Consider the following 25,967-nt stretch of genomic DNA (forward strand, 5'->3'; position numbering starts at 1 on the left):
CCTTTTTATGTAGTTTCGTTAGACGTTATGTGTTTCACGGTACAATTCCCAATGTTCCCGTGCTTCTTTTTTTGTCCGGTCCGACACGATCTTACTTTGGAAGATGAGACCATACCATTGTTTTGCATCATCTGTCCGTTTTAAGACAGCATACAAATCACTGATGCGTAATAACAGGACATCGTGGGGAATGCCGGTACGAACCGCATCGGTATAGTTGAGATACAGGGCTTCGTACTTCGTGACCGATCGTTCCATCCACTGCAATTCTTGTGCTTCGTCACCGAGTATCCGGTACATCCAAGCGATCCGGACGCCGAGCATGGCAAGAATCGCTTCTTTTTGTCCCGTTACTTGGGCGGTATAGAGTGCTAATTTATACAACTGTAAAGCTTGTTCAATCGTTCGTTCTGTGGCTGCGAACGGTAATACTGGGAGCGTCGGCAAGATTTGCTCTTCGAGCGTCTGACGCACGTCCGTCCGCAACTTTTCAAACGACTCATGAAAGATGAAGCGGCAGTGGGAGCACTGAATCGGTTCGTACAGGTAGGGGTTCGATCCTTGGTAATGGACGAAACCATCAAAATCCGTTCGCTCGACCCGAATATGACGCGACAAGACACGCTTCGTCTCTGTTTCTTTTAAGCAATACGTACACTTACATTTTTTTGAATATAACTCAGGCATGGATAATCTCCTCGTGTTGTCGGATTAGACAAAGACGTTGACAAGCATGCCTTTGATTTCACCGACTTGATCTAAAATATCAAGTCGTCTTGATTCTCCGGATAAGACGGTGTCCGTCAATTGCAATAGTTTCGTATCGACTTGTTCGACGACTTTATAGATTTTCGTTCGTCCGCGACGATTGAAGCCGCGTTTCTCTTCTAGTTGTTGTGACTGATCCAGTGCATCCTTCAGGAAGTCCTTGATCTTCTCCTTGTAGCTCTCTAGGTTTTCGATCGTATGACTCTCAGCGAGGAGTTGACCATGTTCTTCAACAAGCAGTAACTTTTGCTGAAGACGTTCATAACCTTTATGTTCTCGTTTATCCTGCATTAAGGCAGAGAAGGTCGTCGATGCCTCGACTTCCCGAGTACCGGACCGAGCTAGCTGGAGCCGTTGGGTTTCTTGAATGCGGCGAATGTCCATAACTGACACTCCCTTCTTAGTTGAGTAGTTGCAAGACGCCTTGTGGTAACGCGTTCGCTTGCGCAATCATGGCCATACCGGATTGGTTGAGGATATTATATTTTGCATACTCCATCATTTCTTGTGCCATATCGGTATCGCGAATTCGCGACTCAGATGCTGTCAGATTTTCACGACTTATTCCGAGGACGGAGTTTGTTGCTTCGAAGCGATTTTGGATAGCCCCAAGTTTTGCTCGTTGATTGGAGACACTATCAATCGCTTTGGTGTATAAAGAAATAGCTGAATCAGCACTTTCACGAGTCATTACACTCAGTGAGTATTCTATCGAACCACTTGTCTCTGATAGCTGTGCACTTGTTGGTGAAGGGCGTACTGTGGTACTGATTCCAAGTGATAATGCACGCATGTCTTCTACAGTGATTGAAATTCCTTCATTTGCACCAGCATTCGATTGAATGAAGATAGCATTCTTTCCTTCACTGAAGTCACCCGTCAAAATATCTTTTCCGTTGAACTGAGTCGTCTTCGCGATGCGCGTCACCTCATTCGTCAACTGGTCAATTTCTGATTGAAGTGAAGAACGGTCTTCAGGAGCAAGTGTTCCGTTACTTGCTTGGACGGCAAGTTCGCGCATCCGTTGCAAGAGACTATGTGTTTCAGTCATACCACCTTCTAACGTTTGTACCATCGAGATTCCGTCAAGGACGTTCTGTTCCGCTTTATCGAGGGCTTGCAAGCGATTCCTCATCTTTTCAGAAAGAGCGAGACCAGCTGCATCGTCCGCAGCCCGATTGATTTTTTGTCCACTCGATAGTTTGTCCATCGTCGTCTTAATACTCAATTGATTCGCCGTCAGGTTACGATACGCCTTTAGTGCTTGGACATTGTTTGAGATTTTCATTCGTATGCCATCCTTTCATATCCTGCATGATGGGCTGCCCGAGCGAGCGGGCGCTTATTTGTACTTGCTGCTTGCCATGTAACCAGCAGTTCTTCAGCAAGAAAAAGTGCTTCTGTGAGCACGTGATGTTCTGTGTAAGCAAGCAGTGTCTGTTGACCGAGGTAGAAGTACAACGCTTCGAGTTGAGACGTGATAATTCCGCCGTCGTCATGCAGTCCTTCTGAGAGCTTCGTCAGTAGCGCGTAGGCTTTTTGAAGACGTTCATTCATGTGATCAAACGTTTTTGCTTCAATCGCCGTGATCGCTTGTTCATACTGGAAAACGAGTCCTTGTAACATTTTTTCCGTCAATTGTTGTGGGGTCATCTGATACAGTTCTTGTTCTGTCATGTCTGTCGTCCTTTCGCGTGGTCCAGTTCTTCGATCAATAAGAGGAGTTCTGCCATGACGTCGTAGAGTTGTGGTGGAATCGCGGTCCCAAGGTCGAGATCGAGCAGATGACCGAGTAACGAGGTATCGTGTTCGATAGCGATTCCGTTGGCGCGTGCTTCCTGTAAGATCCGGTCTGCCGCTTGTCCTGTTGCGCGAGCAACAACGACGGGTGCTTGTCCGGACGCTTCATCGTAACGCAGAACGGCAGCAGATTTCCGGTGCTTCAAATCGATTTTCTGGTACATGGCTTCCTCCTTTAAATCCGGTAATCATACCCGTTTGGTGTCTCATCCTTTTGTTTGGCGACGTCTTGTCGTTCTTCCTTCGTGAACGGTCGGAACTGGATCCGGACATCTTGATAACCGGTCGCTTCTAAGGCGTCCGTCGTCCGTTCAAGGAACGGTGCAGCGAGTCGCTCGAGAATCGGGAAATCGTTCTCAATTGTGATTTGCATCTTCCGGTTGACGGTTTCGACACGTACGCCAATATCCCCGAGGCGTTTCGTATTCAGCTGGACGTACAACGTATTGTTTTCCCAGTCGATTACTTCATCCGGTCGCTTGTTTTGAAGGTGAACATGAAGACCGGCCGTCGCTTCGACGATCTGTACCGGAAGCGATAAAAGAATCTGATTCAAATGCTGTTGATTGTCAGGCTTATTGATTTGCTGTTGCGTCGTTAAGAACGATTGGAGCTTTGAAGCTTCCGGATTGAGAGTCGGAGCAGCGAGCTTCAACTCGGCGCTTTGCAGCTGCAGTGCTTTTTGAACCGTTTCTTGTAAAACCCGCGGACTGTTTTGTTTCGGCTCATAAGGTACGAGCTTTGCAGGTGCGTCGCTTGGCGTTCGTGTGCTTGGTGCGTTCCATTCCGGTAAATAGGTCGGACGGACGTTTGCTGGCGCGTAGCGGAAGGCTTCAAAGCCCGTCCGGACTTCTTGCAGTAGTGCCTTCGCTTCTGTTCCCCGACCGAGGGAAGCGAGTTCAGCACCGCGTTCGAGCTTCGATAAAAAGTGGATCAACTGTTTTTCATCCCGCATCGTCGTATGCAACATCGCGTCCGTTTGCTGGAACATTTGCTTCAAGCGGTGTGCCGTACTTTCGATGACAGCAACCATTTGCACCGGGCGGGACTCGACGAGTGGTTCGATTTGTCGCAGTTGTGACACAATCGTTCGCTGTTGGCTCTTGAAGTCGTTCGTCACCTCCGCTAAGCGAGGTGTCACCTCCCGGACGAGAGTCAGAGCTGAACGCGTCGCAGTTGCGGGCTCGACCGGACTTGCGGCACGTGCCGTCAGACCGATCAATTGTTCGCGGACACTCGTCTTCGGCTCGAGTGGAGCTTGCGGGAAGTGAGGTGTCAGTTGTTTACGGACCGTTTCGACGTCTCCTTGCTCAAGCGCTGTAATGAGTGCGGGACGTTCCTTCGCTGGCAAATGTTCAATGTACTGACGCATATGCAATGGTGTTGCGTCTTCGATATCACGCTGCGTCGGTAAGGTGACGCGGGCGACGTCAAGCGCAACGGCTTTTTCGAATGTCGGTTGGTTGCGTAAGGCGTCGCGTTCCGGAAGGACATCGACAAAGTCTTCGGTCGTCGCTAACAGACTATCGATCAAGAGTTCCGCTTCCGGTGGAAGGGAGTTATCAGGACGCGAGACGAGTTCAAGGACAAGATCCTTGTAGCTGCCTTGTAAAGCCGTGACCAGTTGGGCGACGACTTCCGGTGTTTGAGGCAACTGACCGCTCGCAAGGAGTTTTGCGACAGCCGGTTTCAGTTCTGCTGGCACGCCTTCGAGTAAAGCGGGATCGACGTTTGACGGAATCGAGACGGCGGACGGTGTTTCAGCGTCAGGTCCTGAGACAGCCGGTAGCTGTTCAATCAGATAGCCTTCTGCCGTTTGACCTTTTACTTTAAACTGGAAATCACCTGTCGGAACATCTCCAGTGAATGTCATCTCGATTTTATCCCGTCCGACCTGAACGAGCGCCGTATGCGGTCCCGTTTGTTCCAAGACGGTTCCTTTATATGTCTTCGTCTCCGAAAGAACGGTTTGTCCGGCAGGTACCGTCGAACGAGCTGGATTCAACTGGATATTCATCAAACGTCCTCCTTTTTTCAAAATACATCATCTTATTATATATCGGCAGAAACGAAAAAGGGTTGAGCGAAAATATCGCCCAACCTTCGTTTTTTCAAGATTTGATTGCATTAAAGCGTTCCTCTAATGTCATCGCGTTCAATTGTTGATAGCGAGCCATAAGCTCACCTGTTGCTTTCATTTGGTTGCGGACGATGTAAGGAGAGGCGTTCACGGGAAGGAGCATGCCATTGCGGGTCTTCAGCTTAGTCTGTCCATCCTCTTCGAGGACATCAATCATATGACTCCAAGCGTACCATTCGCAATCATCACGTTTCGGTGATTTGGTAGGGAAAAAGACGAGGCCGAGTGACGGTTCGATGACAATCGGGACTTTTCCTTTCACGGATGCGACACGTTTTGCGGTGACGATCCGTTCCTCAATAGAACTATTGTACTGCCTGCACGATAATTGCAACAGTTGATACGGTCGAAGTGGCGTCATGATGGTAGAACCATCTTCTAAAACGATGATGGATTGCTTCATCATGTCGTAGCAAGGTAAGATTGCTACGGTCCGCTTCGTGATTCGATACTTTTCATCATTATGGAATGGTCGCATGTCGACTACATCCTCCTCAAATGGGACAATGGATAAAACAGGTAATTACTAACGATATAATACAATATTACAAATGTAATGACAATGTAATTTTTTGAAATATAGAACAATGTCTTGGTGGAAATTGATAATTACGTGGTAATGGTTTCTAAATAATCAGAATTTTTAATTGTCAATAATTCCTTCTTTTGATAGACTAATTCGTGAGAGCTTGCTCTCGTACTCTGGTTTGCGAAGGGAACGTGAATTCGAATGGAACAAGGTAAAGTCAAATGGTTTAATGCTGAAAAGGGTTATGGATTCATCGAAACGTCTGACGCGAAAGACGTCTTCGTACACTTCTCAGCGATTCAAGTCGATGGCTACAAATCACTTGAAGAAGGCGAAGAAGTGGAATTTGAAATCGTTGAAGGCGATCGTGGTCCACAAGCTGCGAACGTTTCAAAGATCTAATCCAATAGCAGCCGCCACCGTTTTTAGGCTATCCGCCTAAAAGCGGTTTTTGTTTTGAATCCATTTGAAACGGGTATATACGTTAACATCAACATGCTTCAATATTATCGTACGCTAAGAATCGAAGTGAACGTTCATGAGAATGTCATCGTTTTCATGGTCTTCCTTCACTTATCGTGCTATAATAAAAACGAACCAAAGAATTTCGAATATTCAGAAGGAAACGACTGGATCATCTCGAATTCATAGGTTCAACCGGTTACTTAAGGAGGAGTTTACATGATCTACAACATTCGCGGTGAAAACTTGGACGTCACAGATGCTCTCAAGGATTACGTCGAGAAAAAGCTTGAAAAGTTAACTCGTTATTTTACAACTCCTACGGAAGCGCAAACGGCTTATGTCAATCTCAAAGTCAACAATGAGAAGCAAAAAGTCGAAGTGACGATTCCAATGCCAAACCTCTTGCTCCGCGCAGAGGATATCAATGGCGATATGTATGCAGCCATCGACCTCGTCGTCGATAAGCTCGAACGTCAAATCCGGAAACACAAAACGAAGTTGAACCGGAGAGGACGCGCTAAAGAAGGCGGCATCGGAGAGTACTTCAAAACGCTCGAAGGACCGGAAGCGGAAGCGCCAGTCTATGAAGAGGACGAGGCAGAACTCGAACTCGTTCGGACGAAGCGTTTCACACTCAAACCAATGGACACGGAAGAAGCGATTCTTCAGATGGACATGCTCGGACACGCATTCTTCGTCTTCTCAGACGCAGAAACGGGCAACACGAACGTCGTCTACCGTCGTAAGGATGGTCGTTACGGTTTGATTGAACCAGAATAATGAATGCAACAGGGACTCACTCTTACGGGCGAGTCCCTTTTTGATATGATGGAAAACTATTTTTAAACACGATACGTTTGCTCTATGACGAAAGACCGAGACCGCTACTCGGTCCGCTTGTTGAAATTTGACGTCGTATTCGGTACACTGAATAAAGGAAAAATCTCGGAATTCTGTTCGTTCAAAGAATCGTTCGAAGTAAGGGGACTGTAAGGCATGGCTAATTTTCTAAAAGAATTATTTGCACCAACGAAACGTGTCCTGAAGAAAGCCGAAAAAGCAGCAGACGCTGTGGAAGCATTCGAGACACAAATCGGTGCGTTATCGGATCAAGAACTCGAAGGAAAAGTCGTTGAATTCCGTGAGCGTCTCGCTAACGGAGAAGACTTAGATGATATTTTACCGGAAGCTTTCGCGGTCTGTCGCGAAGTTTCGACACGCGTTCTCGGCATGCGCCACTACCGCGTTCAGTTGATCGGTGGATATGTCCTGCATAACGGGGATATCGCCGAAATGAAGACCGGGGAAGGTAAGACACTCGTCGCAACACTCCCTGTTTATTTGAATGCCCTCGCTGGCAACGGCGTTCACGTCGTTACCGTCAACGAATATCTCGCGAAACGTGACCGTGACATCATGGAACCTCTTTATGCGGCTCTTGGTCTATCGGTCGGCTTGAATCTCTCAAGCATGTCGCGTCAGGAAAAACAAGCAGCCTATAGCTGTGACATCACGTACGGAACGAACAATGAGTTCGGTTTCGACTACTTGCGTGACAACATGGTCCTGTATAAAGAAGACCGTGTACAACGACCGCTCCATTACGCTGTCGTCGATGAAGTCGACTCAATCCTCGTCGATGAAGCGCGGACACCGCTCATCATCTCAGGGTCTGCCGAGAAATCGACAGCGCTCTATTCGCAAGCGGACACGTTCGCGAAAATCATGAAAGCAGATGAAGACTACACGGTCGACATCAAGACGAAGAGTGTTCTGTTGACGGAGCAAGGGATCGACCGCGCTGAAAAATATTTCGGCATCGATAACCTGTTCGGTCTCGAGCACGTCTCACTCAACCATCACTTGAGCCTCGCACTGCGGGCGAATGCCGTCATGCATCGCGACGTCGACTATATGGTTCGTGAAGACGAAGTCATGATCATCGACCAGTTCACAGGTCGTGTCATGGAAGGGCGTCGTTACTCAGAAGGTCTGCACCAAGCGATCGAAGCGAAGGAAGGCGTCGAGATTCAACGCGAATCGATGACGCTTGCGACGATCACATACCAAAACTTCTTCCGGATGTATACGAAGCTTGCCGGGATGACGGGTACAGCGAAGACGGAGGAAGAAGAGTTCCGTAACATCTACAACATGCACGTCGTACCGGTTCCGACGAACAAACCAGTCGTCCGAAACGATATGCCGGACTTGATCTTCAAGACGATGAACGGGAAGTTCGCTGCCGTCGCAGACGAAATCGAACGTGCCCACCGCGAAGGGCAACCTGTCCTCGTCGGTACGGTTGCCGTTGAGACGTCGGAGTTACTCAGTAACATCCTCAAGAAACGTGGCATTCGTCACGAAGTCTTGAACGCGAAGAACCATGCGCGTGAAGCAGAAATCATCGAGAACGCCGGTCAAGCGAACTCGGTCACGATCGCAACGAACATGGCCGGTCGTGGTACCGACATCAAGCTTGGTGAAGGTGTCTTAGATAAAGGTGGTCTCTTCATCCTCGGGACAGAACGTCACGAATCACGCCGGATCGATAACCAGCTCCGTGGTCGTGCTGGTCGTCAAGGAGATCCAGGGGCATCACAATTCTATCTGTCACTTGAAGATGAGTTGATGCGTCGTTTCGGTTCAGACTCATTGCAGTCGATGATGGATCGTCTTGGGATGGATGATTCGCAACCAATCGAGAGCCGGATGGTGTCTCGTGCCGTTGAATCGGCTCAAAAACGCGTCGAAGGAAACAACTTTGATGCGCGGAAACAAGTTCTCGGCTACGATAACGTCATGGCGGACCAACGGAAAGTCATGTACGCGGACCGGGCAGCAATTCTCGATGCGGGTTCCGTGTCAGATATCGTCCGTCCGATGATCGAGCAGACGATCGAAGCAGGCGTCCATCAGTACACGCCAATCGAGTTCGTCCCGGAAGAGTGGAGCATCGGTGCGCTTGCGGAGTGGGCAAACCAGACGCTTGCGATCGAAGAGAAGGTCACGGAAAGCGACCTCTTCGGAAAAGAACGTGAAGAGATCATCGAGTTGCTTAAAGAGCGGACATTCGCACACTACGAGCACAAACGGTCAGAAGTACCAGCCGAAGCATTTGATGAGTTTGAAAAAGTCATCGTTCTTCGTGCCGTTGACCAACACTGGATGAACCATATCGATCAAATGGATCAACTCCGTGAAGGGATTCACCTCCGGGCATACGGTCAAAACGACCCGCTCCGTGAATACCAATCGGAAGGTTCGATGATGTTTGATGCGATGAACGCTGCGATCGCAGAAGAAGTGACGCAATTCGTCCTTCGGGCAGATCTCGATCCGAACCTCAAACGCGAAAAAGTCGTCCAAGACGAAGTCGCCGTTTCGGGTAAGGAAGACAAAGCGGTCAAGAAAAAACCGGTCCGGAAAAATCCAAACGACCAAATCGGACGCAACGATCCGTGCTGGTGTGGATCCGGTAAGAAATATAAGAACTGTCACGGCCGTCAGGCATAAGTGATGAATCGACTGAAAGAGAGGCAGGAGATTCCTGCCTCTTTTCACGGAAAGAGAAGGTGGAACACATGGAATTAGCAGAAATTCGCAACACCGCCGAGTGGATGGAAAAGAAACTCGACGAATATAAGGCATCACTCGACCTCGAGTCGAAGATTGCCCGGATCGAAGAACTTGAAAACGAGATGACGTACCCAGACTTCTGGAACAACCAGGAATCGGCACAAAAAGTCATCGATGAGTCGAACGGCTTAAAAGCGATGGTCGACAAATATAAAGAACTCGAAGCAGGTCACGAGAACGTCGCTTTGACGTACGAATTGATCAAGGAAGAGCCGGATGCGGATCTTCAAGAAGAGCTCGAATCAGAACTTGGCGATCTCAAGAAGAAGTTCGAAGACTTCGAACTTCAAATCCTCTTGAACGGTGAGTATGACGCAAACAACGCGATCCTCGAGTTGCACCCAGGTGCGGGTGGTACCGAGTCACAAGACTGGGCATCGATGCTGTTGCGGATGTACCAACGTTTCTGCGACAAGCAAGGCTGGAAAGTCGAAACGATGGACTACCAACCGGGTGATGAAGCAGGTGTTAAATCGGTCACGCTCCGTATTCAAGGGCACAATGCCTATGGATACTTAAAAGCCGAAAAAGGGATCCATCGTTTAGTCCGGATCTCACCGTTTGACTCGTCAGGTCGCCGTCATACATCGTTCGTCTCGTGTGACGTCATGCCGGAATTCAACGATGACATCGACATCGAAGTCCGGACGGAAGATTTACGGATCGATACGTACCGTGCCTCTGGTGCCGGTGGTCAGCACATCAATACGACGGACTCGGCTGTCCGGATCACCCACGTTCCGACAGGCGTCGTCGTCTCTTGTCAACAAGAACGGTCGCAGATCAAAAACCGTGAAGCGGCAATGAAGATGTTGAAAGCGAAACTCTACCAACGCGAAATCGAAGAGCAACAAAAGAAACTCGACGAGATCCGTGGTGAAAAATCGGATATCGCATGGGGTAGCCAAATCCGTTCGTACGTCTTCCACCCATACAGCATGGTCAAGGATCACCGGACGAACTATGAAGTCGGGAACACGCAAGGAGCAATGGATGGTGACATCATGGGCTTCATCGATGCGTACCTCCGTCTGATGAATATGTAAGACAATCAACCAGTCGGACGATGTTCGACTGGTTTTTTGACCGTCAAAGGGGGAACAGTCATGCAGGAGCAAAGTCGGATCAACAAACAGGCGTGGGAGTACCGAGCGTATGAGTTTTGGGAGAAACGCGACGGAGCACCGGTAGAATATGCTGCGATCATCAAACAAGATCCAGCCGCATGTTTGAAGAAACATCGTCGTCATTTCGAAGACGTCGCCGGGAAGACAATCGCGAACATCTGTGGTTCGAACGGACGCAAGGCGGTGCCGTTAGCGTTACTCGGGGCGGACGTCACGGTGTTCGATATCTCAGAGGAGAATGCCAAGTATGCGCTTGAACTGGCGCACTATGCTGAGACATCAATCCACTATGTCGTCTGCGATCTCTACGCGATTGACCTTGAACGATATCGCGATACGTTTGATCTCCTCTACTTAGAAGGTGGCATTTTGCATTATTTTGCGGATTTCGAGCGTTTTCTGCAGATTCTGTTTACGATCTTGCGGCCTGGCGGACAGCTGATCCTTAGCGATTTTCATCCGGTCGGACGCTGGATCGATGCGGACTTGACGTATCGACCGCGTTATTTCGATCAAGCGTTACAAGCGGGTGACTTAGCGTATAAGACACACTTTACGGACGCGGAACAAATCGATTTTCCGGACGTCTCCGTCCGTTACTTTACGCTGAGTGAGATTTTAAACGGCGTTATCGCGACGCGATTTACGTTACAACAGTTTGAGGAGCATCGCGGATGGAACGGTGAGAACATCCCGAAGGAGTTCACGCTCCTCGCAACGAAACCACTTGAAGGGAGAAATCTTTGATGATCATTCGGAAAGAAGGCTTCAAGGGTGCAGCGGGAATCCGGCTTGTCCATGAGGCAGCGTTCGAACAACCGAGCGAAGCGAACCTCGTGGATGCGTTACGCGAGGACGAAGCCGCGCAACCGGTCTTTGGTCGCGTCGCGATGACCGACAAAGGAGAAATCGTCGGTCATGTCCTCTTGAGCCGAATCCATATCGGTGACATCCCGTCACTTGCCTTAGCGCCGGTCGGTGTGTTGCCGGCTTGGCAACGAAAGGGCATCGGTTCTGAGTTGATCCGCCAGGTGATCGAGGATGCACGGGATGCCGGTGAATCACATATCGTCGTGCTTGGTCACGACAGCTACTATCCACAGTTTGGTTTCGAACGGGCGATCGACTACGGTATTGAGCCACCGTTCCCCGTTCCGCCAGAAGTCTTTCTCGTCCTTGCACTCGAACGGAATGGGTTGCGTAGCGTCAGCGGCATCGTCCGCTACAGTCCCCCCTTTAGTGCGGTATAAAGGGAACACTGTGAGTTGTTCCGCCTCTCTAGTCGTTGTCTGACTTTTCCGCTAAAATGAAACACGAGAATCAATCGATAAGGGGAAATGGAATGTCATGACATCGACACGTCAGGAAGTCGTGCGCGATTATGCGTATTTGTTAATCGGGTCCTTGTTCGTCGCAAGTGCCTTTAGTTTATTTTTAGCACCGAATCAACTCGCTTCAGGAGGCGTTAGTGGCTTATCGATCGTCTTGAACGATCTGTTCGGGATCTCACCCGGCTTGTTCCAACTTGTCGCGAACGTCGTCTTGCTCGCGATCGGGTGGATGATCCTCGGGATGGGTTTTGGCGTCAAATCACTCGTCGGGTCGATCTTTTTACCGGTCGTCATCCTTGTCTACGAGCGGTTCGATGTTCCGGCTGCGACGATGAATCCGATGCTTGCTGCGATCTTCGGTGGTGCCGGTGTCGGGATCGGACTCGGTCTGATCTTCCGGGGACGTGCCTCGACCGGGGGAATGGATTTGATTGCGCAAATTTTGCACCGTTTCACAAAATTGCCACTCCATCTCTGTATCGCCTTGCTCGACGGAACGATCGTCATCAGTGCAGCGACAATCTTCTCGCTTGAGATCGGACTGTACGCGCTCGTCGCCTTGTTCATCACGATCAAGATGATCGACGTCGTCCAACTCGGGATCACGAACGACAAGCTCGCCTATATCATTTCCGATCAACGGGAAGCGTTAGTGAAGGAAATCTTTGAGACGCTCGATCGCGGAGCGACGGAGATCGAGGCAGCGGGTGCGTTTACGCGGACACGGAAACCGATGCTGATGGTCGTCGTCCGCCAAGGAGAGATCACAACGCTTAAAGAGATCGTCAAACACATCGACCCGTCGGCGTTCCTTGTCGTCAGTGAAGCGCATGAAGTTCTCGGACTCGGTTTTACGGACGACAAACGCTACCGGAATGTGCCGTAATTGTTCCAAACTCGTGAAGTTTTTGTGAAATCATGCTTAACTCTTCTGCATAACGGTTATACTCTAACTAGGATCAGAAGCGTTTACTTAGATACTTACAAGAGGGGGATATCCGGATGAAGCTGAAAAACTTGTTACTCGCGTTAGGGTTAGGCACGACGCTTGCACTCGCAGCATGTGGTGGTAGTGACGACTCCAGCTCTAGCGATTCGTCAAGTACGAAGGAAGAGTCGACGATGAACGATGATTCGTCGAAGACGGAAACAGCTGTTGATGCGGAAAAAATCTTCGCGAACAACTGTGCATCGTGTCACGGGAACAACCTTGAAGGAAATGTCGGACCAAATCTGACGAAGGTCGGCTCGAAATACTCTTCAGAAGAGATTCAAGAGATCATCAAGAACGGGAAAGGGCAAATGCCGGCTGGAATCCTCAAAGAGGATGAAGAAATCGTTGCCGTTGCTGACTGGCTCGCGGATAAAAAGTAATTATGGGATATGATGGGGTATGAGATGACAGACACGACATGTGTTCGTCATCTCGTACCTCTTTTTTATGGTATCATCGCTTGAAATGACATTTGATTGTAATGTGCGTTCAATTTCGTCCCTGTTATAATGGTGGTCGGTAGGTTTTTAGACCTATCCATTCAGCATCAGTAAATAAGTAAGGATGTGAAGTACGTGATCAAGATGCAACGAATCAGTAAGATTTATCCGAACGGCGTCACGGCACTCCGTGAGGTCGATTTGACGATTGATCAAGGCGAATTCGTCTATATCGTCGGTCCGTCGGGTGCGGGTAAGTCAACATTCATGAAAATGATGTACCGCGAAGAGAAACCAACGAGCGGTTCATTTTTATTTAAAGGAATCGAAGTCGGTAAGTTGAAGAACCGTCAAATCCCCGAACTTCGTCGCCAAATCGGCGTCATCTTCCAAGATTTCAAACTACTCCCGTCATTGACGGTTTATGAAAATGTCGCCTTCGCATTAGAGGTCGTAGGAGAAGACAAGTCACAAATCCGCCAGAAGGTGCTCGAGGTACTCGATCTCGTCAAGCTCAAGCATAAGGAACGGAACTATCCGGATGAATTATCTGGGGGCGAACAACAACGAATCTCGATCGCGAGAGCCATCGTCAACCGTCCGTCACTCGTCATCGCCGATGAACCGACAGGAAACTTGGACCCGGATACTGCATGGGAGATCATGGAAGTGTTCGAAGAGATCTATCGCCGTGGGACAACGGTCGTAATGGCGACACACAACCGAGACATCGTCAACAAGATGCGTCATCGTGTCTTAGCGATCGACGGTGGAAAAATCGTCCGAGACGAAGAGAAAGGAATGTACGGCTATGAAGTTTAATGGATTCCGTCATTTACGGGAAGGGGCAAAAGGTCTCGTCCGGAACGGCTGGATGACATTCGCTTCAGTCAGTGCCGTTACCGTCACACTACTTCTCGTAGGAATATTCGCAATGCTCATGTTCAACGTCAACAAGATTTCTGATAACGTCGAAAAAGATGTCGAAATCCAAGTCTTTGTTGAACGGGAAGCAGACCAAGCAAAAATTGATTCAGTTGGCGATTCATTGAAGCAATTACCGGGTGTCGCCTCTGTCCGTTATAGTTCGAAAGAAGAAGAACTGGACCGCTTCAAGGAGCAACTTGGCGAAGGTTCACAAGCGTATCGGTCTGTTGAAAAAGATAACCCGCTTCACGATCGATACATCGTCAAAGCTACCTCACCAAAAGAGACAGAAACACTTGCAAATTCCATCAATAAAATGGAAAATATAGATAGTGTCGAATATGGTAAGGACTATGTTAAAAAGATGTTTAACTTCCTTGAAGGAGTTCGGATCGGTGGAATCATCCTGATCGTCGGTTTGACGTTCATGGCGATGTTCCTCATTTCGAATACGATCAAAGTCACGATCTTCTCCCGTCGTCGGGAAATCGAGATCATGCGTCTCGTAGGAGCGAAAAACGGATTCATCCGTGCACCGTTCTTCGTTGAAGGGTTGTTGATGGGGATATTAGGTGCCATCATCCCGATTGTCGTTGTCTACTTTGGTTATGAAGCCTCATATAATGTGATTCAACCTCAACTAGCAACGATTAACGAAGGAATCTTCTCACTGATTCCGCCAGGACAATTATCACTAGAGGTCGTCTTAATTTTACTCGGTCTCGGTGCATTCATCGGTGTCTGGGGATCGACGACGTCACTCGGTCGTTTCTTAAAGATTTAATCGATTCATTTAAAAATAAAATAGAGGAGAGATGCTTCTCATGAAAGTCCGATTCTATTCTGTCGTCCTGAGCTTAGCTTTGATTGGAACTAGCGTGTCCGTTCATGCCACGTCGAAAGAAGATTTGTTGAAGGAACAACAGGAGGTCGAAAGCCGTCTAAAAGAGACGGAACGATCACAGAATCAGACATCAGAGAAGTTGATCTTGACGAAACAGCAGCGCAAGGAAGCCCGTGCGCAACTGGATGAAGTCAACAGCCGTTTGGATGATTTAGCGCGTAAGATAGCCGATCAACAAGCGGCTGTTGTTGCATCTAAGGAACGATTACGTCTGACGGAAGAAGCCATTTCCGAAACGTTGAAGGAACTACATCAACAAGAAGATTTACTAGGCAGTCGCTTACGTGCCGTCCAGCAAAAGGGAGACGTTACCTACATCGAGGTCTTGCTTGACGCGAAAGACTTCGGTGATTTGATTTCGCGTTTCAGCACAGTCAGTGAGATCATGAAGCAAGATGATGATGTCCTGCAAACATATAAGGCGAACGTCATTCAGTTGAACGAACAGCGATCCGATCAAGCGTTGTTGCTCGAAAGTCTGAAGCGGGAGCAACGGAAATTACTTGTCCTTCAGACGCAAATCATCTCAGAATCGGAGTTGAAGCGAAAGCTGGTCGTCCAGTTGAACACGAAGGTAAAAGCGTTGCAACAAGAGCAGTTCTCAAAAGCTGAAGAAGCAGAAATTCTCGCTGATCAGCGACAGTTGATTCAAAATGAACTGGCTACACTGAAAGAAGCAGAACGAAAAGCAAAAGAAGAAGCAAAGCGACGGGCAATCGAGGCAGCACGTCAAGCCGAAGCGAAGCGAGTAGCGGAAGCCAAACGGCAAGCAGAAGCTGCGCGTGCTGCTGCAGCGAAACAACAGGAAGCGGATGCTGAGAAAACGAAGCCACCCGTCCCTGAAGTCGAAGTACCTTCTGAAACACCTGATACACCAGCAGACGTCGATTCGAATCGTCCGTTCCATTTACCGGTGCAAGGCTATGTCTCATCACCGTTCGGTCCACGAAACAATCCGTTGACTGGAAAGCCGGAGATCCATAAGGGAATCGATCTCGTCAATGCGAAAGGGACACCGATTCATGCGGCAGCCGGAGGAATTGTTTTGCGTGCAGGCAGTGCGACGGGGTACGGCAATGTCGTCATGGTAACTCATTTAATTGATGATCAGGTCTATACGACCGTTTATGCCCACCTGGAGTCAATCGATGTCAAAGCCGGTCAAACGGTCATGCCGGGTCAAACCGTCGGCACACTTGGATCAACCGGCTGGTCGACAGGACCGCATCTGCATTTCGAATTGCATAAGGGAGAGTGGGCTGCCGGTCAACCGAATGCAGTCGACCCGGCACCGTACATCTTTTGACATCCCATAGAATACTGAAAAGATAGGGTAACCTATCTTTTTTTGCTATACTGAAAAAAATAATGCGTTTTTTAACGGAAGTGGGGAATCAAGCGTGAAAAAATCTACAACAGCAGTCATCGCGGTCAGTACCTTCGGGCTTGGTTTAGGGGCAGGCGCCGTCGGAATGTTAGCGGCTGGCGGAACGGATTCTGTCTCGACGTCATCGTCGTCTGCGAATGCGACGGGTGATTGGAAAAAAATTGATCAGGTCCGTCAAATGATCGAACAGAACTATCTAGAAGACGTAACGGATAAAGAATTACTCGACGGTGCGTTATCCGGTATGGCGGAAGTGCTTGACGATCCGTATTCCGTCTATATGGATGAGTCGGAAACAGCATCGTTCAATACGAATCTATCGTCTTCGTTCGAAGGAATCGGTGCGACGCTTGAACAAAAAGGCGAGTCGATTGTCATCGTCTCACCAATCAAAGGATCACCCGCTGAAAAAGCTGGCATCAAACCGGGTGACGTCATCTTAGAAATCGACGGCAAGTCGACGAAAGGGCAAAAGACGGATCAGGCGGTCAAGAAAATCCGTGGTGAAAAAGGAACGAACGTCGTCCTGACGATTCAACGCAGCGGTCAAGACGCGATGGACATCACGATCAAACGGGATACGATTCCGATTGAGACGGTCTATACGTCGACCGAGGACGTCAACGGGAAGAAGATTGGTGTCTTGCAAGTGACACAGTTCTCAGAACCGACGGCTAAAGAGTTCGAGAAGGGGCTCGCGAAACTCGAGAGTCAGAATATCGATGGACTCGTCATCGACGTTCGCGGAAATCCGGGTGGTCTCTTAACGGCTGTCTCAAGCATGATTGCACCGTTTATTCCGAAGGACGTTCCGATTTATCAAGTCGAGAACAATAAGGGAGAGCGTCAGCAGGAATTCGGGAAGGCAGACGAGAAGAAACCTTATAACATCGTCGTGCTCGAAGACGGCGGATCAGCGTCCGCGTCCGAGATTTTAGCAGCTGGTCTGAAAGAAGGTGCTGGAGCCGAGGTCGTCGGTACGAAATCGTTCGGTAAAGGCATCGTCCAAAGTGCCTATGACTTGAAGGACGGTAGCGATTTGAAGTTAACGACGAACAAATGGCTGACACCGGACGGCAACTGGATTCATAAAAAAGGCGTTAAGCCGACGATTGAAGTCAAGCAACCGGCGTACTTCAACGTCACGAAGATTTTGACTGATCAAAAGTCACTCGCAGTCGGCGATTATGGAAAATCAGTCGAAAATGCTCACCTCGTCCTCGAAGCAATCGGTTTCGAGCCAAAAGGACAGGATGGGTATTTCGGTGACACGATGAAGAAAGCCGTCGAAGCCTTGCAAAAGGATGCGAAGCTTGATGTCACTGGAAAAATCGATCAGCAGACAGCGGGTGAGATGGAGACGCGTCTCCTGAAGAAACTCGAGGACGATAAGAATGACGTCCAGCGGAAAAAAGCACTCGAGGTCGCTGCTCAATAATAAGGAATGGAAAGAGGTCTGAATGCGCGTGGAATTACTCGATGAAATTGGTTGGACCGCGATTAGTCTCATCGCCAGTCCGACCTTGTGGTTAGCACTCCTTGTCAGTTGGGTCATCGGCATCCGGCGTGTCAAACGGGAACGTGGACTGTTCCGCTCCCGGACGCACGGTAAACGAAGCGATGTCCTCGAAACGCTTTTACCGGGGTTACTCGTTGGTCTCGTCCTGTCTGTCGTCAGCGGCTGGTTCGGATTGACGCTGACGCCGCAATACGCTCTGTTGTTACTCGGACTCTCGAGCGTCTTGCTGTTGGTCGGTATCGTTCGCTTGAACATACCGCTTTGGCCGATCGTCTTGCTTGGACTTGCCGGTTGGTTCCTAATGGATGCACGTCTTGATCCGGTTCGTCAGGTTGAGCCGAAAATGATTTTATTGCTTGCGACGTTAACGCTCGTCGCGGAATGTCTCCTCGTCTGGTGGCGCGGGCAACGACGCCTGTCACCGTCACTCGTCGTCTCGAAGCGTGGTCGCTTCATCGGTGGGCTGTCAGCGAATAAACTTTGGCTATTGCCTTTGCTCGTCTTTGTTCCGGGCGACGTGCTTGAAGCCTGGTGGCCACGTTACAGCTTCCCAGAGCTCGTTCCAATCGTGCTTTGGTTACCAATCGGCTTCAGCTTCCTCTTTACGGGTAAGTTGCCGAAAGAATTGATGCGTCCGCTCGTTCAAGGACGTTTGATCACGAGTCTCGTCGCGATTCTATTGACGGTTCTTGCATACGTCACCGGACAAGCTGAATGGCTGTACGGGATCGTTTTGTTGCTCGTTCTGCATATCCTATTGCATCAGCGGGTCAAACGCTTGAACCGGGCACAGACACCATTGTTCCTCAATGGAACGCGTGGTGCCGTCATTCTTGGAACGCTACCTGATAAACCAGCTGCCGAGATGGGCTTGATTCCGGGTGAAGCGATCTATAAGGTCAATGGTGAGAAGGTCGATTCGGAAGCATCGTTCTACGAAGCGATCCAAAAACACAAACCGTATCTGCGTCTTGAAGTCATGAACCATAACGGTGACATCCGGTTTGCGCAACGTGCCTTCTATGAACAAGATCATCATGAGCTTGGTATCCTGTTCGTCAACGAGCCGGTCCATGGTCGCACTAAAGTGCGGTCTTTGCATTAAATTAGTACATCCCTGTCACGGAACAGCCGTGACGGGGATTTTTTTGTCGGCAGAAAAACCGAGGATCAACACTAGAAGCAAAAAGAAACTTTTGCATTTTCGAAAAAAAGGGTAACTTCCTAAAAGAAGCACTTCATAATCGAATGTTTGTTCGTAAAGTGGTACAATAAAAATAGATTTTTTACGTGATGAGGGGGAAGCAAACGATGGATTTTGAACTCGTTTCACCATTTGAGCCAGGCGGTGATCAGCCGACGGCAATCGAAAAATTGGTGACTGGGCTAAAACAAGGCGAACGACATCAGACGTTGCTTGGGGCGACCGGTACCGGGAAGACGTTCACGGTCTCGAACGTCATCAAGGAAATCAAGAAACCGACGCTCGTCCTTGCCCATAACAAAACACTAGCGGGACAACTCTACTCGGAGTTCAAGGAATTCTTCCCGAACAATGCGGTCGAATACTTCGTTAGTTTTTATGATTATTATCAACCGGAAGCGTATGTACCGTCGACGGATACGTTCATTGAGAAGGACTCTTCGATCAACGATGAGATTGATAAACTACGTCACTCGGCGACGTCCGCCCTGTTCGAACGGGAGGACGTCTTGATCGTTGCTTCTGTCTCGTGTATCTATGGTCTCGGTAACCCGGAAGAGTACAACAACCACGTCTTGTCACTGCGTGTCGGCAATGAGATGGGGCGAAACGAGATGCTCCGTCGTCTAATCGACATCCAGTATGAGCGTAACGACATCGACTTCCAGCGCGGACGGTTCCGCGTCCGCGGAGACGTCGTCGAAATCTTCCCGGCGTCACGCGATGAACAATGTGTCCGGGTCGAGTTCTTCGGTGACGAGATCGAACGGATTCGTGATATGGATCCGCTGACAGGTGAGATCGTCGCGGACCGTGAGCACATCTCGATCTTCCCGGCGTCCCACTTCGTGACGGGGGATACCCGTCTGCAGAAGGCGATCGCGAACATCGAGAAGGAACTAGAGGTCCAGCTTGCGAAGCTACGCGAAGACAATCAGTTGCTCGAAGCGCAACGGCTCGAACAACGGACGAACTACGATCTCGAGATGATGCGTGAGATGGGCTATTGCTCCGGAATCGAGAACTACTCGCGCCATTTGAACTTGATGCCGGAAGGGGCAACACCGTATACATTGCTCGATTACTTCCCGAAGGACTTCTTACTCGTTGCCGATGAGTCGCACGTCACACTGCCGCAAATTCGCGGGATGTATAACGGCGACCAGGCACGGAAACAAGTCCTCGTCGATCACGGCTTCCGTCTTCCGTCGGCAAAAGACAACCGTCCGTTACGGTTCGAGGAGTTCGAGGAAAAAGTCAGTCAGGCGATCTATATCTCGGCGACACCAGGACCGTATGAACTCGAACATTCGAAAGAGATGGTCGAGCAAATCATCCGTCCGACCGGTCTCGTTGATCCAACGATCGAGATTCATCCGATCACGGGACAAATCGATTACTTGATGGATAACATCCGTGACCGGGTCGCGAAGAACGAACGTGTTCTCGTGACGACACTGACGAAGAAGATGGCAGAAGACTTGACCGACTACTTGAAAGAGAACGGTGTCAAGGTCAACTACATGCACTCGGAGATCAAGACGCTGGAACGGATTGAAATCATCCGTGACTTACGGCTCGGGAAATACGATGTCCTCGTCGGGATCAACTTGTTACGAGAAGGACTCGATATTCCGGAAGTCTCACTCGTGACGATTCTCGATGCCGATAAGGAAGGTTTCCTCCGTTCGGACCGTTCGCTGATTCAAACGATTGGTCGGGCGGCGCGGAACTCGGAAGGACACGTCATCTTGTTTGCTGATAAAGTCACCGATTCGATGCAACGCGCAATCGATGAGACGGAACGCCGTCGCGCGATCCAGATGGCGTTCAACGAAGAACATGGCATCACGCCGCAGACGATCAAAAAAGACGTTCGTGGTGTCATCAGTACGACGATCGAGAGCGACGACACCGTCGAGAAACTCGAGAAGTTCAACAAACTCAAAAAACCCGAGCGCGAAACGTTGCTTGAGCAGCTCGACCAAGAGATGCGTCAAGCGGCGAAAGACATGCAGTTCGAACGAGCTGCTGAGCTCCGCGACCTCATATTAGAATTGAAAGCAGGTGCCTAAGTTGGGAGAAAAGAAGAATCAGATTATCATCAAAGGCGCTCGCGTCAATAATCTACAAAACATCGATGTCGAAATTCCCCGCGATCAGCTCGTCGTCTTGACGGGCTTGTCCGGGTCAGGGAAATCGTCGCTTGCCTTCGACACGATTTACGCGGAAGGACAACGGCGTTATGTCGAAAGTTTATCAGCCTATGCCCGTCAGTTCCTCGGACAGATGGATAAACCGGATGTCGACACGATCGAAGGACTGAGTCCAGCAATTTCAATCGACCAGAAGACGACGAGTAAAAACCCACGGTCGACGGTCGGAACGGTCACAGAAATCTATGATTATCTGCGTCTGTTGTACGCACGAATTGGTAAACCGATTTGTCCAAATCACGGAATCGAGATTTCGAGCCAGACGATCAGTCAGATGGTCGACCAAGTGATGGAGTTACCGGAGCGGACGCGTCTGCAAATTCTCGCGCCAATCGTTTCCGGACGAAAAGGAACTCACGTCAAGGTGCTCGACGATTTGAAGAAGGAAGGCTTCGTCCGCGTTCGTGTCAACGGAGAGACGATGGATCTCGCCGAAGAAATCACGCTTGAGAAAAACAAGAAACACTCGATCGAAGTCGTCGTTGACCGTGTCGTCGTTCGACCAGACGTCGAAGCCCGTCTTGCGGACTCACTCGAGACTGCACTTCGCCTTGCGGATGGTCGGGTCATCGTCGACACGATGGACGGCAACGAATTGTTGTTCAGTGAGCATCACGCTTGTCCGATCTGTGGCTTCTCGATCGGCGAACTCGAACCACGGATGTTCTCGTTCAACTCACCGTTTGGTGCCTGTACGTCATGTGACGGTCTCGGAACGAAGCTTGAGGTTGATGTTGATCTCGTCGTGCCGCATCCTGATAAGTCATTGAACGAAGGGGCAATCGTGGCGTGGGAACCAACGAGCTCGCAGTATTATCCACAATTGCTTAAAGCGGTCTGTGACCACTTCAAGATTGATATGGATACACCGTTCGAACAATTGTCAGAAGAACACCGCGAAACGATCTTGAACGGAAACACGAAGGAAGAGATCCACTTCCGTTACGAGAACGACTTCGGGATGGTCCGGAACACGAACCTCTACTTCGAAGGGGTCCTCAATAACTTACAACGTCGCTTCAAGGAGACGTCGTCTGATTATATCCGGGAACAGATGGAAGGCTACATGGCGAAGAAGGCGTGTCCGACGTGTAAAGGACATCGCTTGAAACGGGAATCGCTCGCCGTCAAAGTATCCGATCACCATATCGGTGAAGTGACGAAGATGTCTGTTAAACAAGCGGTCATGTTCTTTGACGAACTGCCGGAGAAATTAAGTGAGAAGGATCAGACGATTTCGCGGATGATCGTCCGTGAGATTCACGAACGGGCGTCGTTCCTTGAGAACGTCGGACTCGATTACCTGACGATCTCACGCGCAGCGGGGACGTTGTCCGGTGGGGAAGCGCAACGGATTCGTCTTGCGACACAAATCGGTTCGCGTCTGACGGGTGTCCTCTATGTTCTCGATGAACCATCGATCGGCTTACACCAACGCGATAATGATCGTCTGATCAATACGCTGAAGGCGATGCGTGATCTCGGCAACACGTTGATTGTCGTCGAACACGATGAAGATACGATGATGGCAGCCGACTACTTGATCGATATCGGACCTGGTGCTGGCGATCATGGTGGATTCGTCACGGCAGCCGGGAAGCCAGAAGAGTTGATGCAGGATGCGAACTCATTGACTGGTCAATACTTGTCCGGGAAGAAGTTCATTCCTGTTCCGTCGACACGCAAAGAGCCAGACGGTCGGATGCTTCATATCCATAAAGCATCGGAAAACAACCTGAAGAACGTCGATGTCGATATTCCGCTTGGTCTGTTCGTCGCCGTCACAGGTGTCTCGGGATCCGGGAAATCGACGTTGATCAATGAAATTCTTTATAAGACGATCGCGCACGAGATGAACCGGGCGAAAGAAAAACCGGGTGCTCATAAAGGGATCACGGGTCTTGATCAAATCGATAAGGTCATCGATATCGACCAGTCACCAATCGGTCGGACACCGCGTTCGAACCCGGCAACGTATACCGGTGTCTTCGATGACATTCGGGACGTTTTTGCTTCGACGAACGAAGCGAAACTCCGTGGTTACAAAAAAGGACGTTTCAGTTTCAACATCAAGGGTGGACGCTGTGAAGCGTGTCGTGGTGACGGGATCATCAAGATTGAGATGCACTTCTTACCGGACGTCTATGTTCCGTGTGAAGTCTGTCACGGAAAACGCTACAACCGCGAAACACTCGAAGTGAAATATAAAGGCAAAACGATTGCCGACGTGCTTGAGATGACGGTTGAAGATGCCCTTGCCTTCTTCGAGAACATTCCGAAGATTACGCGGAAACTGCAGACGATCGCTGACGTCGGTCTGACGTACATGCGTCTCGGTCAACCCGCGACGGAACTGTCTGGCGGGGAAGCGCAACGTGTTAAACTGGCGTCCGAGTTGCATAAACGCTCGACTGGGAAGACGATCTATATTCTCGATGAGCCGACGACAGGGCTTCACGTCCATGATATCGCGCGTCTCCTGAAAGTGTTGCAACGTCTTGTCGACAATGGCGATACGGTACTCGTCATCGAACACAACTTGGACGTCATCAAGACGGCCGACTACTTGATTGATCTTGGACCTGAAGGTGGCGACGGTGGCGGAACTATCGTTGCTGCCGGTACACCGGAACACATCGCTGAAGTTGAAGCATCCTACACGGGACGATACCTCGCACCTGTCCTTGAACGCGATGCGGCACGAATTGAATCGTGAAACTTTTGTGGATGAGGATTCGTAGGGAGGAACTAAGGGAACTTAAACGAAAGTATCATGTAACACACGTTTGAGGTTCAAGAATAGGAGGGAACGGTTCATGAAGCAAGATATGCGTCAATTGATATTGGAGCAAGTCAAAGAAGGAAAGTTAACGATTGATGAGGCACTCGATAAACTCGAGCGGCTCGAAGCGATCGACGAACGTGCAACTTCTGCCAGTGAACATAAGTACGTCGATGAACCAGAACAATATGATCGGGTCGACCAGTATTCCGTCGATTCGCTGACGACGAAAGTCATGTCAGCGTTCGATAATCTCGTCAGCCGGATCAAGGACAGTGATCTTTCGCTTAATCAGGCGTCCGGTCCGAACGTCACCTACGTCAAACAATTCCCGTTCAGCGGTGAGACCGTGCACGTCGATTTGTTCAATGCGAACTTGGTCGTTGAACCGAGTGATCTCGAAGAATGCGAATTAACGGTGACGGGACGTCCACTCCGCCGCCAACAGGTGACGGAAGAACAGGCGCTTGAGCAACTTCAAGCCGCTGTTCAACACGCGGTCTCAGCAAACACACTCTCGATCCGTTTGAAGGATAAGAGTGTCCGTGCGACAGTCCATCTGAAAGTACCACGCCGTCATTACGAATCATTCGTCTTACAGACGCTGAACGGGGAAATTTCGTTGACGTCACTTGATACGACATCCGCTCAACTGATGACAGCAAACGGTCGAGTCAACGTCCGCGATCTGTTCAGTGAGGATGTCAAAGTATCGACAGCGAACGGTTCGATTGAAATCGAAGAGTCGGAGTTGAAAGTCTTGAAGGCGAAGACAGCCAACGGACAAATCATCACGACAGGTGTCTTCGAACGTTCAGAACTGAAAACAGCGAACGGAAACGTCCGCTGTGAGCTGAAGACCGTACAAAACGCGAAGGTCAAAGCTTCGTCCCTTGCTGGAAGCATCGCTTTGATGTTGCCGCACGGCGCAGAAGTCTACGGTGAGCTTGAGACGAACTTCGGTGGTCTCAACTGCAACCTCGATGACATGGAATTAATCCGGGATCAAAAAGAGATCGTCAACCGGAAGCTCCATTTCGTATCAGGTCGCGGTCGTTCACCAAAAATCGAGGTCGAAGCGGATACGAAGACAGGTACGATTTCGGTCACGCACGGTGTTCACCTCAGCCCACAAGCTTTATAAGCATACTAGCGCAACTTCTTGAAAAAGAGGTTGCGCTTTTCTTATGACGTCGTATCCGCTTTGCATGCTTTCCTCAGGCGAGACACAAGCCGCGGCTACACGAGTAGCCGGGTCTCGTTTGTCTCTGACAGCGCGGATGTCCGCGCTTTTTCCTGTAGGAGTCACGCAAACGGGCAGACGTCAGCTGCATATACAAAAACACCCATCCTTACTGAAAAGGATGGGTGTAGCCTACATCAATAATCGTAATCCTGATCCATCATCGGCTCGTCGAAGTTCATGTTCTCGATATTATTCATATCGTAACCGAACGAGAGTAAGGCAATGACACCGATGATTGCAAGAACGATCGAAACGAGAATCAGACCGATTCCGAGCCAACTCTTTCCGCGTGCGCGATTCCAATAGAAGATGATCGCGAGGACGTAGGAAATGAATGAACCACTGATGAAGATTCCGATGATTGAGATGATAAAGAATAAGAGAGCAGTTTGATCTTGATTACGCGAATACGCTTTCCACATATCAATTAGTGAGATGATGAGATAGACAAAACCAGCAATCGCTAGAACCGCAAATAAGATAATGACTAAAATTAATCCGATACCACCGCCTGACATCACGGCAAAACCTCCTTCAAAATATTAACTC

25 protein-coding genes are annotated in these 25,967 nt (G+C 49.5%); 17 read left to right on the forward strand and 8 right to left on the reverse strand.

Annotated features, from left to right (window positions below; all coding sequences use genetic code 11):
- Positions 1-18: 18 nt before the first annotated feature.
- The 7 genes from NOM72_RS01735 to NOM72_RS01765 form a co-directional block, all read right to left on the reverse strand.
- Positions 19-687, reverse strand: a complete 669-nt coding sequence (locus NOM72_RS01735) for a DUF2225 domain-containing protein (protein ID WP_255997561.1) — start codon at positions 685-687, stop codon at positions 19-21.
- A gap of 24 nt (positions 688-711) precedes the next feature.
- Positions 712-1,152, reverse strand: coding sequence for a YaaR family protein (locus NOM72_RS01740; RefSeq protein ID WP_255997563.1), 441 nt, complete (start codon positions 1,150-1,152; stop codon positions 712-714).
- A 16-nt stretch (positions 1,153-1,168) separates the two neighbouring features.
- Positions 1,169-2,056 (reverse strand): flagellin N-terminal helical domain-containing protein, encoded by an 888-nt coding sequence (locus NOM72_RS01745; RefSeq protein WP_023469253.1) that lies wholly within the window; start codon positions 2,054-2,056, stop codon positions 1,169-1,171.
- Positions 2,053-2,445, reverse strand: coding sequence for a flagellar export chaperone FliS (locus NOM72_RS01750; protein ID WP_255997566.1), 393 nt, complete (start codon positions 2,443-2,445; stop codon positions 2,053-2,055). Before NOM72_RS01750 ends, NOM72_RS01745 begins: the two co-directional genes overlap by 4 nt.
- Positions 2,442-2,732 (reverse strand): EscU/YscU/HrcU family type III secretion system export apparatus switch protein, encoded by a 291-nt coding sequence (locus tag NOM72_RS01755; RefSeq protein ID WP_255997568.1) that lies wholly within the window; start codon positions 2,730-2,732, stop codon positions 2,442-2,444. Before NOM72_RS01755 ends, NOM72_RS01750 begins: the two co-directional genes overlap by 4 nt.
- An 11-nt stretch (positions 2,733-2,743) precedes the next feature.
- Entirely contained in the window at positions 2,744-4,585 is a 1,842-nt protein-coding gene (locus NOM72_RS01760; RefSeq protein ID WP_255997570.1) for a hypothetical protein, read from the reverse strand.
- A 94-nt stretch (positions 4,586-4,679) separates the two neighbouring features.
- Positions 4,680-5,186 (reverse strand): competence protein ComK, encoded by a 507-nt coding sequence (locus NOM72_RS01765; protein WP_255997572.1) that lies wholly within the window; start codon positions 5,184-5,186, stop codon positions 4,680-4,682.
- A 252-nt stretch (positions 5,187-5,438) separates the two neighbouring features.
- Between NOM72_RS01765 and NOM72_RS01770 the strand changes: the two genes are divergently transcribed.
- From NOM72_RS01770 to NOM72_RS01850, 17 genes are all read left to right on the forward strand, one after another.
- Positions 5,439-5,639 (forward strand): cold shock domain-containing protein, encoded by a 201-nt coding sequence (locus NOM72_RS01770; RefSeq protein ID WP_023469248.1) that lies wholly within the window; start codon positions 5,439-5,441, stop codon positions 5,637-5,639.
- Between the two features lie 279 nt (positions 5,640-5,918).
- Positions 5,919-6,482, forward strand: a complete 564-nt coding sequence (hpf, locus tag NOM72_RS01775) for a ribosome hibernation-promoting factor, HPF/YfiA family (RefSeq protein WP_023469247.1) — start codon at positions 5,919-5,921, stop codon at positions 6,480-6,482.
- 84 nt (positions 6,483-6,566) lie between these two features.
- Complete coding sequence (locus NOM72_RS01780; protein WP_255343755.1) at positions 6,567-6,695, forward strand: hypothetical protein; 129 nt, start codon at positions 6,567-6,569, stop codon at positions 6,693-6,695.
- 3 nt (positions 6,696-6,698) lie between these two features.
- Positions 6,699-9,218, forward strand: coding sequence for a preprotein translocase subunit SecA (secA, locus tag NOM72_RS01785; RefSeq protein ID WP_255997575.1), 2,520 nt, complete (start codon positions 6,699-6,701; stop codon positions 9,216-9,218).
- A gap of 68 nt (positions 9,219-9,286) precedes the next feature.
- Positions 9,287-10,387, forward strand: a complete 1,101-nt coding sequence (gene prfB / locus NOM72_RS01790; protein WP_023469245.1) for a peptide chain release factor 2 — start codon at positions 9,287-9,289, stop codon at positions 10,385-10,387.
- 60 nt (positions 10,388-10,447) lie between these two features.
- Positions 10,448-11,215, forward strand: coding sequence for a class I SAM-dependent methyltransferase (locus NOM72_RS01795; RefSeq protein WP_255997578.1), 768 nt, complete (start codon positions 10,448-10,450; stop codon positions 11,213-11,215).
- Complete coding sequence (locus NOM72_RS01800; protein WP_255997580.1) at positions 11,215-11,718, forward strand: GNAT family N-acetyltransferase; 504 nt, start codon at positions 11,215-11,217, stop codon at positions 11,716-11,718. The genes NOM72_RS01795 and NOM72_RS01800 overlap by 1 nt, the downstream gene beginning before the upstream one ends.
- 97 nt (positions 11,719-11,815) lie before the next feature.
- Positions 11,816-12,685, forward strand: coding sequence for a YitT family protein (locus NOM72_RS01805; RefSeq protein ID WP_023469242.1), 870 nt, complete (start codon positions 11,816-11,818; stop codon positions 12,683-12,685).
- A gap of 116 nt (positions 12,686-12,801) precedes the next feature.
- Positions 12,802-13,173: a cytochrome c551 gene (gene cccB, locus NOM72_RS01810; protein ID WP_023469241.1), complete on the forward strand. Its 372-nt coding sequence runs from the start codon at positions 12,802-12,804 to the stop codon at positions 13,171-13,173.
- Between the two features lie 195 nt (positions 13,174-13,368).
- A complete protein-coding gene (gene ftsE, locus NOM72_RS01815) occupies positions 13,369-14,055 on the forward strand; it encodes a cell division ATP-binding protein FtsE (RefSeq protein ID WP_023469240.1) in 687 nt (228 codons plus the stop codon).
- On the forward strand, positions 14,045-14,944 hold the full coding sequence (gene ftsX, locus NOM72_RS01820) for a permease-like cell division protein FtsX (protein ID WP_023469239.1): 900 nt from the start codon (positions 14,045-14,047) through the stop codon (positions 14,942-14,944). The genes ftsE and ftsX overlap by 11 nt, the downstream gene beginning before the upstream one ends.
- Before the next feature lie 40 nt (positions 14,945-14,984).
- Positions 14,985-16,370, forward strand: coding sequence for a M23 family metallopeptidase (locus tag NOM72_RS01825; RefSeq protein ID WP_255997583.1), 1,386 nt, complete (start codon positions 14,985-14,987; stop codon positions 16,368-16,370).
- Positions 16,371-16,464: 94 nt separating this feature from the next.
- On the forward strand, positions 16,465-17,889 hold the full coding sequence (locus tag NOM72_RS01830) for a S41 family peptidase (RefSeq protein WP_255997585.1): 1,425 nt from the start codon (positions 16,465-16,467) through the stop codon (positions 17,887-17,889).
- A 22-nt stretch (positions 17,890-17,911) separates the two neighbouring features.
- Entirely contained in the window at positions 17,912-19,075 is a 1,164-nt protein-coding gene (locus NOM72_RS01835) for a PDZ domain-containing protein (protein WP_255997586.1), read from the forward strand.
- Between the two features lie 206 nt (positions 19,076-19,281).
- The gene (uvrB, locus tag NOM72_RS01840) at positions 19,282-21,249 is read left to right on the forward strand and encodes an excinuclease ABC subunit UvrB (RefSeq protein WP_023469235.1); all 1,968 of its coding nucleotides are present in this window, start codon (positions 19,282-19,284) and stop codon (positions 21,247-21,249) included.
- Between the two features lies 1 nt (position 21,250).
- Complete coding sequence (gene uvrA / locus NOM72_RS01845; RefSeq protein WP_035396286.1) at positions 21,251-24,106, forward strand: excinuclease ABC subunit UvrA; 2,856 nt, start codon at positions 21,251-21,253, stop codon at positions 24,104-24,106.
- A 100-nt stretch (positions 24,107-24,206) separates the two neighbouring features.
- Entirely contained in the window at positions 24,207-25,316 is a 1,110-nt protein-coding gene (locus NOM72_RS01850) for a DUF4097 family beta strand repeat-containing protein (RefSeq protein WP_035396288.1), read from the forward strand.
- A gap of 236 nt (positions 25,317-25,552) precedes the next feature.
- On the opposite strand, the gene NOM72_RS01855 is transcribed toward NOM72_RS01850, so the two are convergent.
- Complete coding sequence (locus NOM72_RS01855; RefSeq protein ID WP_023469232.1) at positions 25,553-25,936, reverse strand: hypothetical protein; 384 nt, start codon at positions 25,934-25,936, stop codon at positions 25,553-25,555.
- Positions 25,937-25,967: the final 31 nt, after the last annotated feature.

The sequence above is a fragment of the Exiguobacterium sp. LL15 genome (genome assembly GCF_024436095.1).
Taxonomy (GTDB): domain Bacteria; phylum Bacillota; class Bacilli; order Exiguobacteriales; family Exiguobacteriaceae; genus Exiguobacterium_A; species Exiguobacterium_A indicum.

What these genes read in the sequence shown, in the direction of transcription:
- NOM72_RS01735 (WP_255997561.1), bottom strand. Translation starts at nt 687, where the DNA reads ATGCCTGAGTTATATTCAAAAAAATGTAAGTGTACGTATTGCTTAAAA.
- NOM72_RS01740 (WP_255997563.1), bottom strand. Translation starts at nt 1,152, where the DNA reads ATGGACATTCGCCGCATTCAAGAAACCCAACGGCTCCAGCTAGCTCGG.
- NOM72_RS01745 (WP_023469253.1), bottom strand. Translation starts at nt 2,056, where the DNA reads ATGAAAATCTCAAACAATGTCCAAGCACTAAAGGCGTATCGTAACCTG.
- NOM72_RS01750 (WP_255997566.1), bottom strand. Translation starts at nt 2,445, where the DNA reads ATGACAGAACAAGAACTGTATCAGATGACCCCACAACAATTGACGGAA.
- NOM72_RS01755 (WP_255997568.1), bottom strand. Translation starts at nt 2,732, where the DNA reads ATGTACCAGAAAATCGATTTGAAGCACCGGAAATCTGCTGCCGTTCTG.
- NOM72_RS01760 (WP_255997570.1), bottom strand. Translation starts at nt 4,585, where the DNA reads ATGAATATCCAGTTGAATCCAGCTCGTTCGACGGTACCTGCCGGACAA.
- NOM72_RS01765 (WP_255997572.1), bottom strand. Translation starts at nt 5,186, where the DNA reads ATGCGACCATTCCATAATGATGAAAAGTATCGAATCACGAAGCGGACC.
- NOM72_RS01770 (WP_023469248.1), top strand. Translation starts at nt 5,439, where the DNA reads ATGGAACAAGGTAAAGTCAAATGGTTTAATGCTGAAAAGGGTTATGGA.
- hpf (WP_023469247.1), top strand. Translation starts at nt 5,919, where the DNA reads ATGATCTACAACATTCGCGGTGAAAACTTGGACGTCACAGATGCTCTC.
- NOM72_RS01780 (WP_255343755.1), top strand. Translation starts at nt 6,567, where the DNA reads ATGACGAAAGACCGAGACCGCTACTCGGTCCGCTTGTTGAAATTTGAC.
- secA (WP_255997575.1), top strand. Translation starts at nt 6,699, where the DNA reads ATGGCTAATTTTCTAAAAGAATTATTTGCACCAACGAAACGTGTCCTG.
- prfB (WP_023469245.1), top strand. Translation starts at nt 9,287, where the DNA reads ATGGAATTAGCAGAAATTCGCAACACCGCCGAGTGGATGGAAAAGAAA.
- NOM72_RS01795 (WP_255997578.1), top strand. Translation starts at nt 10,448, where the DNA reads ATGCAGGAGCAAAGTCGGATCAACAAACAGGCGTGGGAGTACCGAGCG.
- NOM72_RS01800 (WP_255997580.1), top strand. Translation starts at nt 11,215, where the DNA reads ATGATCATTCGGAAAGAAGGCTTCAAGGGTGCAGCGGGAATCCGGCTT.
- NOM72_RS01805 (WP_023469242.1), top strand. Translation starts at nt 11,816, where the DNA reads ATGACATCGACACGTCAGGAAGTCGTGCGCGATTATGCGTATTTGTTA.
- cccB (WP_023469241.1), top strand. Translation starts at nt 12,802, where the DNA reads ATGAAGCTGAAAAACTTGTTACTCGCGTTAGGGTTAGGCACGACGCTT.
- ftsX (WP_023469239.1), top strand. Translation starts at nt 14,045, where the DNA reads ATGAAGTTTAATGGATTCCGTCATTTACGGGAAGGGGCAAAAGGTCTC.
- NOM72_RS01825 (WP_255997583.1), top strand. Translation starts at nt 14,985, where the DNA reads ATGAAAGTCCGATTCTATTCTGTCGTCCTGAGCTTAGCTTTGATTGGA.
- NOM72_RS01835 (WP_255997586.1), top strand. Translation starts at nt 17,912, where the DNA reads ATGCGCGTGGAATTACTCGATGAAATTGGTTGGACCGCGATTAGTCTC.
- uvrB (WP_023469235.1), top strand. Translation starts at nt 19,282, where the DNA reads ATGGATTTTGAACTCGTTTCACCATTTGAGCCAGGCGGTGATCAGCCG.
- NOM72_RS01850 (WP_035396288.1), top strand. Translation starts at nt 24,207, where the DNA reads ATGAAGCAAGATATGCGTCAATTGATATTGGAGCAAGTCAAAGAAGGA.
- NOM72_RS01855 (WP_023469232.1), bottom strand. Translation starts at nt 25,936, where the DNA reads ATGTCAGGCGGTGGTATCGGATTAATTTTAGTCATTATCTTATTTGCG.